Source organism: Klebsiella sp. C283 (assembly GCF_048822555.1).
GTDB lineage: Bacteria > Pseudomonadota > Gammaproteobacteria > Enterobacterales > Enterobacteriaceae > Klebsiella > Klebsiella quasipneumoniae.
In genome coordinates this window covers 304415-316687 of sequence record NZ_JBMEZS010000007.1, presented here as the reverse complement: position 1 = coordinate 316687, position 12273 = coordinate 304415, and the positions used below count along the sequence as shown (strand labels likewise).

9 protein-coding genes are annotated in these 12273 nt (G+C 59.3%); 6 read left to right on the top strand and 3 right to left on the bottom strand.

The features are described 5' to 3' along the window. Positions 1–185: 185 nt before the first annotated feature. Entirely contained in the window at positions 186–2741 is a 2556-nt protein-coding gene (mrcB, locus tag ACOI7Z_RS15985) for a bifunctional glycosyl transferase/transpeptidase (protein WP_087849896.1), read from the bottom strand. Between the two features lie 378 nt (positions 2742–3119). Between mrcB and ACOI7Z_RS15980 the strand changes: the two genes are divergently transcribed. Both ACOI7Z_RS15980 and gspS read left to right on the top strand, forming a co-directional pair. After that, positions 3120–3266: a hypothetical protein gene (locus ACOI7Z_RS15980; protein WP_044521095.1), complete on the top strand. Its 147-nt coding sequence runs from the start codon at positions 3120–3122 to the stop codon at positions 3264–3266. A 62-nt stretch (positions 3267–3328) separates the two neighbouring features. Further along, on the top strand, positions 3329–3703 hold the full coding sequence (gene gspS / locus ACOI7Z_RS15975) for a type II secretion system pilot lipoprotein GspS (protein ID WP_023292031.1): 375 nt from the start codon (positions 3329–3331) through the stop codon (positions 3701–3703). A gap of 39 nt (positions 3704–3742) precedes the next feature. On the opposite strand, the gene gspB is transcribed toward gspS, so the two are convergent. Together gspB and pulA are read right to left on the bottom strand one after the other, a co-directional pair. Then, positions 3743–4300 (bottom strand): type II secretion system assembly factor GspB, encoded by a 558-nt coding sequence (gspB, locus tag ACOI7Z_RS15970; RefSeq protein ID WP_065882740.1) that lies wholly within the window; start codon positions 4298–4300, stop codon positions 3743–3745. Between the two features lie 60 nt (positions 4301–4360). Beyond that, positions 4361–7651, bottom strand: a complete 3291-nt coding sequence (pulA, locus tag ACOI7Z_RS15965) for a pullulanase-type alpha-1,6-glucosidase (RefSeq protein WP_420702361.1) — start codon at positions 7649–7651, stop codon at positions 4361–4363. 184 nt (positions 7652–7835) lie between these two features. On the opposite strand from pulA, the gene ACOI7Z_RS15960 reads away from it, so the two are divergent. Genes ACOI7Z_RS15960 through gspE form a run of 4 tightly spaced genes read left to right on the top strand, consistent with a single transcriptional unit; the run spans position 7836 to position 12273 of the window. Beyond that, positions 7836–7973, top strand: a complete 138-nt coding sequence (locus ACOI7Z_RS15960; protein WP_032429281.1) for a hypothetical protein — start codon at positions 7836–7838, stop codon at positions 7971–7973. Continuing rightward, positions 7958–8800 carry a type II secretion system protein GspC gene (gspC, locus tag ACOI7Z_RS15955; protein ID WP_087849895.1) on the top strand — a complete coding sequence of 281 codons (843 nt, stop codon included), beginning with the start codon at positions 7958–7960 and terminating at the stop codon, positions 8798–8800. The genes ACOI7Z_RS15960 and gspC overlap by 16 nt, the downstream gene beginning before the upstream one ends. Before the next feature lie 9 nt (positions 8801–8809). Continuing rightward, a complete protein-coding gene (gene pulD / locus ACOI7Z_RS15950) occupies positions 8810–10783 on the top strand; it encodes a GspD family T2SS secretin variant PulD (protein WP_023292027.1) in 1974 nt (657 codons plus the stop codon). Then, entirely contained in the window at positions 10780–12273 is a 1494-nt protein-coding gene (gene gspE, locus ACOI7Z_RS15945; protein WP_044521064.1) for a type II secretion system ATPase GspE, read from the top strand. Before pulD ends, gspE begins: the two co-directional genes overlap by 4 nt.

Sequence of the window (12273 nt, the reverse complement as noted above, 5' to 3'; positions counted from 1 at the left end):
TATGACGGGCGATATAATAGGCGAAACGTTGAAGGCAAGGCAAGCGATATGCCTGTCGCTGCGGGTTGAAGGCTGAATTAATAACCAGATAGTTATTATGGAGTTAAAGAGCCGTTAACTTTTTTACAGGCATAAAAAAACCCCTTAATACTTTCGTCTTAAGGGGTCTGGTCTTAGGGCTTAAATCAGTTACTGCCGAACATATCCTTGATCCAGCCCGCGACGCCGTCGCTCTTCTCCTGCTGCTTCGGCGGCTGCTGTTGCTGCTGCTGTTGCTGCTGAGGCTGCTGCTGCCCGGACTGATTGAACGGGTTGTTCGCTTCCTGCTGCTGCAACTGCTGCTGCTGCATCATCTCGCCCTGGCGGCACAGCGCATCCGGCTGCGTCGTCCACACCGGCAGCGAACGCATACCGCCGCTGCAGACGAAGTTGCCGTTGCTGTCCACGCCCATGTCGACCACGTCTTCAGGCGCCGTCAGCACCAGCGGCGTTGGCGTCTGGTTCGCCAGATAACGCTGGTAAATCGACATCGCACCGCTGGCGCCGTACAGTTTGGTTGGCTGGTTATTATCGCGACCCACCCAGGTGATGGTCACCTGGCTACCGTCGATCCCGGCAAACCAGGTATCGACGTTATTGTTGGTGGTCCCGGTTTTCCCCGCCAGATGGAGGCCCGGATACTTCGCGCCCAGCTGACGCCCCGTCCCGCGCTGCACCACCTGCTGCATGGTCCACAGCGTCATGTAGGCCGCCTGGGCAGGCACCGCGCGCTCCGCCTGCGGGTAGCTCTGATACAGCACCGTGCCATCTTCCGCAATCACTGACCGCAGGGCGGAGAGTGGCGCACGGTTGCCGCCGCTGGCGATGGTCTGGAAGGCCTGGGCCACTTCAATTGGCGTCAGGTTCAGCGCGCCAAGCAGCATCGCCGGCACGGCGTTGAGCTGATTCTTCGGCGCCCCCAGTTTGGTCCAGGTATCGACCACCGCCGGCAAGCCCAGCGCCATCCCGAGGTTAACCGTCGGCACGTTCATCGAACGGGTCAGGGCATCCACCAGCATCACCTGGCCGCTGAAGCGACGATCGTCGTTCTGCGGCGACCAGGTCGGGCCGTTGGACAGGCGAATAGTCACTGGCGCATCGGCGATCCACGTATTCAGGCGATACTGGTTCGGCTGGCTCAGCGCGGTCAGATAGGTCGCCGGCTTGGCCAGAGAACCAATCGACCGGCGGGCCTGCATCGCACGGTTGTAGCCGGCGAACTGCGGCTCCGCGCCGCCGACCATCGCCCGCACTTCACCGGTAAAGCGGTCCACCACCACCATGGCGGTTTCCAGATCTGCCAGCTTGCGCTGTTTCTTCAGTACCGGGATCCCTTCGGTGGCCGCTTTTTCCGCGGCATCCTGCGCCACCGAGTCGAAGGTCGTAAAGATCTTCACGCCGGAGAGATCTTTCACTTTATCGCCCAGCTTCGCCTGCAGCTCCTGACGCACCATCTGCATAAACGCCGGCTGTGGTGAAATCACCCCGCCACGCGGCTGCACACCCAGCGGACGCGCGCTCAGCATGTCGTACAGCTCCTGGTCGATGACCTGCTGCTGCTGCAGCAGGCGCAGCACCAGATTGCGTCGCTCAAGGGCCAGTTTCGGGTTGCGCCACGGGTTATAGACTGACGCCCCTTTCACCATCCCCACCAGCAGCGCCTGCTGGTCGAGGCTCAGCTCTTCCACCGGACGGCCAAAGTAGTACAGGCTGGCCAGCGGGAAGCCGCGAATTTCGTTATCGCCGCTCTGACCGAGGTACACCTCGTTCATATACAGCTCAAGGATGCGATCCTTGCTGTAGCGGGCGTCGACGATCAGCGCCATGTACGCTTCGTTGGCTTTACGCCAGTAGGAGCGTTCGCTGGAGAGGAACAGGTTTTTCACCAGCTGCTGGGTCAGGGTACTTGCCCCCTGCACCGTCCGGCCTGCCGTCAGGTTCGCCAGCACCGCACGGCCGATGGAATAGAGGCTGATACCATCGTGCTCGTAGAAGTGGCGGTCTTCGGTCGCCAGCAGCGTATCCACCAGCAGGTCGGGGAAGCCGCTGCGCTTCACGAACAGACGCTGCTCGCCGTTCGGCGACTGCAGCATGGTGATAAGCCGCGGATCGAGGCGGAAGAAACCGAACTGGCGGTTGTTATCCATATTCTCGATGGTTTCCAGATGGTCGCCGTCGAAGGTCAGACGCGCGCGCACCTGCCCTTCTTTACTGTCCGGGAAATCGAACGGACGGCGGATCATCTCGATGCTGTTGGCCTGCACCGTATATTCGCCAGGACGCGTCATCGCGCTGACCTGACGATACTGGGTGGCGTTCAGCAGACGCACCATCTCGTTTTTGCTGATCTGCATGTCCGGCTCAAGGTTCACCATTCGGCCATAGACCGCGGCCGGCAGCTCCCAGACTTTACCGTCAATGCGGCTGCGGATTTTCTGGTCGAGGTAGACGCCATAGGCGGCAATCAGCACCGCGAAGACAATCCCCAGCTTGACCAGCAGCCACAGCCAGCTGCGCTTACGACGAGGCTTGCCACCTTTGCCTTTGGCTTTTCTCGGCACCGGTTTCTCATCCTCATAATCATCGTCATCATACTCGTCGTCGTAGTCCTCTTCCCGGACCCGGCGACGGGTGACTTTCTGTTTTGTCGGACGTGAGGGTCTTCCCTTACGTCCGATAGGCTCGCGGTCATCTCCCGCCATGCTTTTTCTCCGCAACGTTCAGGCGCAAAGGCCTGATTCTCAATACTTCCCCTGTTCAGAGGAAGAAGAAATCTCTCAAATTAACGTCCTGGCTGCTTACCCTCGGGACGACAACCTGCTGGCGGGCAGAACGCGCCGCCCATCTTTCAAAGGGTTGGTTTGCTTCGTTTCACATGATACTAACAATAAAAATTCACCATAAAATCATTGTGTTAAACGCATCACTGGCAGAATGAGTCAGAACATAGCACGTAATGTTCAGGGCATACAGGATAGCACTAAAATGCGACATTCTTAACCAGCATTTTACCTCGTACTCACGTAACAAGATGGGAAAGAGTATGTTTTTTAATAACATAAAAAATGACGCTCGCCCTGATGCCAAATGCGGCGGCATCATCTGCCGCAGAAAATATATTTTCCGGCCGCCAATGTTTATTATTGAAAGAAGTAAAGGGGATTAATCGAGTTTCTGCCAATAAAAATGAGAGCCTGTTAACATTTATGCAGAATCATATTTTATGATGACACCAGGGAAATATTTGTTAAACTAGCGGCCAGTGATTCATTATTTTGATTACTCTACTATGCGCATTCCGCTTATATTTCCGCTTTGCGTGGTGGCCGTGCTCTCTGGCTGCCAACAGAAACCCGCCTCAACGCTCAGTCCGGCCATCAGTAGCCAGGCGCAGCTCGAGCAGCTCTCGTCCGTGGCGGCAGGAACGCGCTATCTCAAGAATAAATGTAATCGTAGCGATCTGCCCGCCGATGAAGCTATTTATCGCGCGGCGGTGAATGTCGGCAAAGCGCGCGGCTGGGGAAATATTGATCCGGCAACGTTAAGCCAAAATAGCGACCGGCTTTACCAACAGCTTTTACAGGACAGCACCCCGGAAGCCGCCCAGTGCAGTCAATTTAATCGCCAGCTTGCTCCCTTTATTGCCAGCCTGCGCGGCGACTAAGCAAAATATCTTCAACGCGCATTTTATTGCGCGTGCCCCTTATTCGCCTTTCGGCTCCTCGTCAATTTTCCCCCCGGGCCAGTCCTCCAGCGCCGCGAGGGTAAAGGTCGTGCCGTTGAAGCTAAAGATCGTCACATCCTGCTGGATCTGCTCCACCACCAGATTGGGCAGCGGGGAGTCGCCCTCCGTCCACGCTTTGCCATTTAACACAATGCTGCGCTTTTCCGCTAACGAGGCGTAGACATGCGCGCTATAGCGCAGAGGCGGCAGCGTATCGCTGTCCACCACCGGCGCGGCGGGCGCGCTGGGTTTTGTCGCCGGCGGCGGCGTCTTTGGCGCGGCCTCTCCGGCAGCGGTTAACGGCAGAAGCGCCGCATGCGCCACCGGCAAGGGCAGCGGTTGCGGCGGTGCCGGATGACGCCACTGCTCGCCGCCAAACCAGCCGAGCGCGAATAATAATCCGGCGTACAGCGGGATAATCCAGCCTGGGATCTGCACCATCCGGCCGCGGATCACCGGCGCGTCCGCCTGCGCGGAAGGCGGCTGATGCGCCACCAACGGGGGGATCCCTCTTTCACTGTCATCACGAACAATCACCACGATCTCCTGTTCCCTCACGATAACGAGAAGGCGCCCTTACGGGCGCCCCACGTCACGTTATTTACTGCTCACCGGCAGGCCGGCGCCCTGCGATTCGCCCTGCGGCAATTCGAGAACAGCAACCGACCAGGCCGGCAGCGTGACCGAGCCGTCAGCGGCAATCTGCACGCCGCTGGCCAGCGAACGGTCGCCCGCCGCCTGCTGGATGGCGCTCAGCTGGAGCGATGTGCCGGCGAAATCCTGCAGCGTCCGGCTTTCCGGGGCGGCGTTAATCGCCACCACGATACCGTCGACGCGGCTGTCCAGACTGGCGCCAGCCTGCATCCCGTCATCGATGGTCATCACCAGCAGACCGGTCTGCTGATCGGCGCCGGTATTGCGGAAGTCCACACGCTGCATCACCGTCGCGCCGTCGCCGAGGGTAAACAGCGGAGATGACTTACGCAGCGCGGTCAGCTCCTGATAAAACGCGGTCATCTGCTTGAGCTCGGCTTCACCCGGGGTGGCCACCCAGTCCTTCACGCGGGCGATGATGTCATAGTTGCTGCCATCATCGCTGCTGCGCGGCATACCGACGTTGTAGTTGTTGTCCTGCAGGGAGTAATCCACGCGGTTAAACCAGTCGCCGGAATCATACGAGTCGCGGGTAAAGGACTTGGAGCGCAGCAGCTCCGAGCCCTGCTGGTCAAAGGCGATCCCCTGGCCGAGCATGACCGTGGCCAGCGACACCGCCTGCATCCGGACGCGGGTGTCGAGATCCGCCTCCTGAGCGGCTTTGTAGCTGATCATGTCCCACAGCGTCTGGTTGTCGTGTTTTGACACATAGTTCACGACTTCCGTCGGATCAGCCGCGTAGCCGCCAGGCGCGCCGTTATAATCAATCTCGCTGCCTCTCTTCACCGCGCCGTCTTTGTCGATCAGCACGAAGTCCGCAAGGTTACCGGCCATGCCGAGACGGGTCAGATCGGCGAGATGGCGCGCCTGATCGTCGGTCAGGGTGGTCAGCTCATTCGGCAGAACGCCGGCCCCGCTGCCCACGCCCTGGTTCTGGCGCAATGCATCGCCGGAGTCGAACGGTCCGCCGCCGCGCACGGCGTCGCGCAGACGATCGGAGAAGGTGCCGATCCCGGTGCCTTTGAGATTGATTTGCGAGGCAATTTCAAAGCGATCGCTCTGGTTGGAATCCCAGCCTTCGCCAAAGAAGTAGATATCAGGGTTCAGCGCTTTAATGCGCTCCCAGGCCGAGAGGATCTGCGCTTTCGGGTGGTAGCCCATCAGGTCGAAGCGGAAGCCATCGATCTTATAATCGGTGGTCCATACCGCCAGTGAATCGGCGATAAGCTTGGCGAACATCCGGTGCTCTGGCGCCGAGTCGGAGCAACAGGTGGCCGATTCCACGCTGCCGGTGGTTTCGTTCAGACGCTGATAGTACCAGGGGACGATCTTATCCAGCACCGAGGTGCGGTCGGTCGGGCCGGCGGCGTTGGTGTGGTTGTACACCACGTCCATAATGACGTTCATTCCCAGATCCTGCTTGATCGCCTGAATCATGGTGCGGAACTCTTTAATGCGCGCCGTGCCTTCCGGATCGGTGGCGTAAGATCCTTCCGGTACTGTGTATTGGAACGGATCGTAGCCCCAGTTATAGGAGTCGGTCTGCGCCACCAGCGTATTCAACGCCTGCACCTGCGGGTTATCCTTACTGTCGTTCTGCTTCAGCTGAGTCAGCACCTCTTCAACCGTCGAACCGCTGTCGCAATAGCCCGCGAACTCGCTGCTCTTCACCGCGCTGTTGACCTCGCACAGGCGACTGAACGGCTGCTGAATATCGGCGACTTTGTCGCTGAACTCATTGACCGTCGCCAGATCGAATACCGGCAGCAGCTCAATATGGGTCACGCCCGAGGCCGACAGCTGCTTCAGATGCTGAACCATATTGCTCTCCTGGGCGGTGAGCGCCAGATACTTACCGCGCAGCTCCGCAGGAACGGTTTGATCCCAGGCGGAGAGATCGCGAATATGCGATTCGTGGATCGTCATCTTCGCCAGATCAGCTTTGGTTTTCTGCGCGTGCGGCATCGTCAGCCCGTCCCAGCCTTCCGGCTTCAGCGCGCTGTCGTTCAGATCGACCACCTGGCTGTACTCCGAGTTGGTCGACAAACTGTGGGCGTAGGGATCGGTCACTTCGTACTGCTCGACTTTGCGCGACTGCGGGTGGTAGACCGTCATCGCGTAGCGGTAGAACGCGCCTTTCAGGTCGCTCCCTCCCTGCCAGGACCAGGCGCCGGAGGCGCTGTCGCGGGTCATCGGGTGACTGGCAACCACTTTCTTGTCCGCACTGTAGAGCACCAGCTCGACCTGCTGCGCCGTGGGCGCCCAGACGCGGAAGGTTACGCCGCTATCGGTTAGCTGGGCGCCATAGCTCAGCGCCTCAGCGGCGGCGGCATAGGTATCATCCAGCACGCCGGCGGTCTGCACCTGGGTGGCGGAGCTCAGTATCCCGTCGCTTTCGGCGGATATCGCCACCGTCTCGCCCTGCAGCAATTCCTCGACGTTGACGTCATCCGGCAGCTTAAAGGCAGGATAGCTGGCGAGATGCGGGAAGCGCATGCTCACCTGCTGGCTGACGGTGGTCGGGGTCAGCTTGACATACTTATCGGTAAATTCGCCGTTACTGTCGGCGGCCACCTTACTGCTGTGGCTGTAATAGAGACGCACAATGGGTTTATTTTCCCCGCCCGGCCACAGCAGAGTGGTCTTATCGACCCAGTGCGCATCGGCCAGCGCCACGCCAAAGGCGGCGCGGAAGGCGTCGGCGCGGGAGTCATAGACCGCGCTGTTGCCGGCGATGACCGATACCGTCCGATCGGTGAAATCACTGAAAGAGACGCGCAGGTCGCTGTCGATAAGCTTATTGGTGCCATCGCGGACGATCACGTTGATACATCCGCTCTCTTTAGTCAGCGGGATCACCCAGTAAGGGCCATATTTGTCGCTGCCGGTCGGCGTGGTGCTGACATCATTCCAGTCCGCCACCGGCGCGCTCAGCGCATCACAGGTTTCGTTATTCCACAGATAGAGGTTTTTGCTGGCATAGTCGGCCGGCGTGCTGCTGGTGATGCCGGCGATATCGACGAGATGAATGACAGCCTGGTTGGCAGAGGCCTGTACCGCTTCGCCAGGGACGGCAACGTCCGGTAAACGGACGACGACATCCTGCGGGTCGGGCGTGCCAGGATTACCGGGTTCGCCAGGTGAGCCAGAGGAAGAGGAGGAAGAGCTGTTATCACAGCCACTCAATAATACTAACGATCCAAGAAATAGGGCATGACAGGTATATCTGAGCATTCGATAGTCCCTAATATGCTTATTAAATTATAAAAGGTAAGAAAGGATGAATATCTTTACAGCGCGCTAATTAGATATTTTTGCTTTCTCAGGCGCAATCATCCCCCACAAATGAGAGGGGGGCGTAGGAAGCCGGGGGAGTAAATGAATAAAGGGAATGACGACCGCAAACCGCAAACTGATTATGATTCGCCACGCTTATCGCCACTCTCCGGCAATAATTCATTCAAAAGCCAATAATCACCTACCTGTTTCGGTAGGGTATTACGCCAGCGTGCAGAAAAATAAATTAGCAAAGGGATTAAAATGCCAATTTCTGTGATGGGGTTAACAAATATAAATAAAGGGATAATTAAATTATTACCCCGAATTGTGACGCTCATCATATTAATAACCGCCATTCCGCAGCTGGCGAAATTAACCTGGCGAGTGGTATTCCCTGTCAGTTCTGAGGATATTTCCGCCCTGCCGTTAACTGCGCCTCCGGCAGCGGAACCGGAATTAAAAAACGTGCGGCCCGCGTTTACCCTGTTTGGCCTGGCGACGAAAAATCCCCCCGCGCCAGCGGAGGCCACCAGCCTCGATCAGGTGCCGGTTTCCAGCCTGAAGCTACGCCTGGCCGGGCTGCTTGCCAGCAGCAACCCGGCGCGTTCCATCGCGATTATTGAAAAAGGAAATCAGCAGGTTAGCCTTAGCGTCGGCGATACCACCCCGGGATACGATGCACAGATCGCTGCCATCCTGCCAGACCGGATCATCGTCAACTATCAGGGGCGCCAGGAGGCCATTTTATTATTTAACGATACCCGCGCGTCGTCGTCATCGCCCGCCGCCGCGCCCCGTCCGCCCCTTATGAAGCGACTCCGTGAGCAGCCGCAAAATATCCTCACTTATTTAACGATTTCGCCGGTACTCAGCGGCGACAAACTGCAGGGCTACCGACTTAACCCTGGCAAAGACGCCTCGCTGTTTCGCCAGGCCGGCCTGCAGGAAAATGATTTGGCGATCGCTTTAAATGGCATCGATTTACGCGATCAGGAACAAGCGCAACAGGCGCTGCAGAATCTGGCCGATATGACCGAAATAACGCTAACCGTTGAGCGGGAAGGCCAACGACACGATATTGCTTTCTCCCTGGGGGATGAATAATTGCCAACCATGAAACGCCTGCGAAAAATGCTTCCTGCGCTGCTGATATTAACCCCGCTGCTATTTTCTCCGGCCGCCGCGGAGGAATTTTCCGCCAGTTTTAAAGGCACCGATATCCAGGAATTTATCAATACCGTCAGCAAAAACCTGAATAAAACGGTGATTATCGATCCCAGCGTACGCGGCACTATCACCGTGCGCAGTTACGATATGCTCAATGAAGAGCAATATTATCAATTCTTCCTCAGCGTGCTGGATGTATATGGCTTCGCCGTGATTAATATGAATAACGGCGTGCTGAAGGTGGTCCGCGCCAAAGATGCCAAGACCTCGGCCGTTCCGGTCGCCAGCGAGGCCGCGCCGGGCGAAGGCGATGAGGTCGTCACCCGGGTGGTGCCCCTGACCAACGTCGCCGCTCGCGATCTCGCGCCGCTGCTCCGCCAGCTGAACGATAACGCTGGCGCCGGCAGCGTGGTCCATTATGAACCTTCCAACGTCCTGCTGATGACCGGCCGCGCGGCGGTGATCAAACGCCTGCTGACCATTGTCGAACGCGTCGACAACGCCGGGGATCGCAGCGTGGTGACCGTGCCTCTCTCCTGGGCCTCCGCCGCGGAGGTGGTCAAACTGGTTACCGAACTCAATAAAGACACCAGCAAGTCGGCGCTGCCGGGATCGATGGTGGCGAACGTGGTGGCCGATGAGCGCACCAACTCGGTGCTGGTGAGCGGCGAGCCAAACTCGCGCCAGCGCATTATCGCCATGATCAAACAGCTCGACCGCCAGCAGGCGGTGCAGGGCAACACCAAAGTGATCTACCTGAAGTACGCCAAAGCCGCCGATCTGGTGGAGGTCCTGACCGGGATCAGCAGCTCGCTGCAGAACGATAAGCAAAGCGCCAAACCGGTGGCCGCGATCGATAAAAATATTATTATCAAAGCCCACGGCCAGACCAACGCCCTGATCGTCACCGCGGCGCCGGACGTGATGAACGATCTGGAGCGGGTGATCGCCCAGCTGGATATCCGCCGCCCGCAGGTGCTGGTGGAGGCGATTATCGCCGAAGTGCAGGATGCCGACGGACTCAACCTCGGTATCCAGTGGGCCAATAAAAACGCCGGCATGACCCAGTTTACCAACAGCGGATTGCCGATCTCCACCGCGATCGCCGGCGCCAACCAGTACAACAAAGACGGCACCATCAGCAGCTCGCTGGCCAGCGCCCTCGGCTCGTTTAACGGTATCGCCGCCGGCTTCTACCAGGGGAACTGGGCGATGCTGCTCACCGCCCTCTCCAGCAGTACCAAGAACGATATTCTGGCCACCCCCAGCATCGTCACCCTCGACAATATGCAAGCCACCTTCAACGTCGGCCAGGAAGTCCCGGTGTTAACCGGCTCGCAAACCACCTCCGGCGACAACATCTTCAATACCGTCGAGCGCAAAACCGTGGGCATTAAGCTGAAGGTGAAACCGCAGATTAACGAAGGCGATGCCGTGCTGCTGGAGATTGAGCAGGAAGTATCGAGCGTCGCCGATTCGGCCTCCAGCACCAGCAGCGATCTCGGGGCGACCTTTAATACCCGGACGGTGAATAACGCCGTGCTGGTGGGTAGCGGCGAAACGGTGGTGGTTGGCGGGCTGCTGGATAAAAGCGTCACCGATAGCGCCGACAAAGTGCCGCTGCTCGGCGACATCCCGGTGATCGGCGCGCTGTTCCGCTCCGACAGCAAGAAAGTGTCTAAACGCAACCTGATGCTGTTTATCCGCCCGACCATTATTCGCGACCGCGATGAGTACCGCCGGGCCTCCTCCGGCCAGTACACCGCCTTCAACGATGCGCAAACCAAACAGCGGGGCAAAGAGAGCAGCGAAGCATCGCTCAGCAACGATCTGCTGCACATCTATCCGCAGCAGGAGACCCAGGCCTTCCGCCAGGTTAGCGCCGCCATTGACGCCTTTAACCTCGGAGGCCGCCCATGACGCCAGCTGCCGAACGCCGTCCGCTGTTGCCCTTCGCGTGGGCCCGCGCGCACCATCTGGTGCTGCTCAGCGACGGCGAACGCTGCGAAGCGCTGTGCCGCGCTGATACCGCCGCCCGGGCGCTGCTGGAAGCGCGCCGCCTGGCGGACGGGCCGATGAGCGTCAGCCGTCTGGCGCCGGAAGCGTTCGAGAAAGTGCTGGTGCTCAGCTATCAGCGCGACTCGGCGGAAGCGCACCGGATGATGGCCGACATCGGCAATGAGCTTGACCTCTATACCCTCGCCGAAGAGCTGCCGGATACCGACGATCTGCTCGACAGCGAAGACGATGCGCCGATTATCCGTCTGATCAACGCCATGCTCACCGAGGCCATCAAAGAGAAAGCCTCCGATATCCATATCGAAACCTATGAGCGCCATTTGCAAATTCGCTTTCGCGTCGACGGCGTGCTGCGGGAAATTCTGCGCCCGCAGCGGCGGCTGGCCGCGCTGCTCATTTCGCGCATCAAGGTGATGGCGAGCCTGGACATTGCCGAAAAACGGGTGCCCCAGGATGGCCGCATGGCGCTGCGTATCGGCGGGCGGGCGATAGACGTGCGCGTCTCCACCCTGCCCTCCAGCCACGGCGAACGCGTGGTGCTGCGCCTGCTGGACAAAAACAGCGTCAACCTGGATCTGCAGACGCTGGGCATGCCCCCCGCCCTGCTTGACCAGGTCGACGCGCTGATCGCCCGGCCACACGGCATCATTCTGGTCACCGGACCGACCGGATCAGGGAAAAGCACAACGCTCTACGCCGCCCTCAGCCGCCTCGACGCCCGGGAGCGCAACATCATGACCATTGAAGATCCGGTGGAGTATGAGCTGGAAGGCATCGGCCAGACCCAGGTCAACGCCAAAGTCGAGATGACCTTCGCCCGCGGCCTGCGCGCCATACTGCGCCAGGATCCGGACGTGGTGCTGGTGGGCGAAATCCGCGATGGCGAAACCGCCCAGATCGCCGTCCAGGCCTCGCTGACCGGCCACCTGGTGCTGTCGACGCTGCACACCAACAGCGCGCTGGGGGCCGTTTCCCGCCTGCAGGATATGGGGGTGGAGCCCTTTTTACTCTCTACTTCGCTGCTGGCGGTGATGTCGCAGCGGCTGGTGCGTCGGCTGTGCCCGCACTGTCGTCAGCCCTGGCAGGCGGATGCTGACGCCGCCCGGCAGATGGCGGTCCCGGCCGGTACGCCGCTGTGGCAGCCAAAAGGCTGCGCCCGGTGTAATTTCACCGGCTATCGCGGACGCACCGGCATTCACGAGCTGCTGCTCATTGACGACCGCGTCCGCGCCGCCATCCACCGCGGCGAAAATGAGATCACCCTGATCCAGCAGCTGGGGCCAGCCTGGCAGACCCTGCGCCATGCCGGGCGCGATAAAGCGCTGGCGGGGATCACCAGCTGGGAGGAGGTGATGCGGGTCACCGAACAGCAAACGGCGGACAGCGTCTGA

Excerpts from the sequence above, each read along its gene's own strand:
- pulD (WP_023292027.1), top strand. The coding sequence starts at position 8,810 with ATGAAACGCCTGCGAAAAATGCTTCCTGCGCTGCTGATATTAACCCCG.
- gspC (WP_087849895.1), top strand. The coding sequence starts at position 7,958 with ATGCCAATTTCTGTGATGGGGTTAACAAATATAAATAAAGGGATAATT.
- ACOI7Z_RS15980 (WP_044521095.1), top strand. The coding sequence starts at position 3,120 with ATGCCAAATGCGGCGGCATCATCTGCCGCAGAAAATATATTTTCCGGC.
- gspE (WP_044521064.1), top strand. The coding sequence starts at position 10,780 with ATGACGCCAGCTGCCGAACGCCGTCCGCTGTTGCCCTTCGCGTGGGCC.
- ACOI7Z_RS15960 (WP_032429281.1), top strand. The coding sequence starts at position 7,836 with ATGATTCGCCACGCTTATCGCCACTCTCCGGCAATAATTCATTCAAAA.
- gspS (WP_023292031.1), top strand. The coding sequence starts at position 3,329 with ATGCGCATTCCGCTTATATTTCCGCTTTGCGTGGTGGCCGTGCTCTCT.
- pulA (WP_420702361.1), bottom strand. The coding sequence starts at position 7,651 with ATGCTCAGATATACCTGTCATGCCCTATTTCTTGGATCGTTAGTATTA.
- mrcB (WP_087849896.1), bottom strand. The coding sequence starts at position 2,741 with ATGGCGGGAGATGACCGCGAGCCTATCGGACGTAAGGGAAGACCCTCA.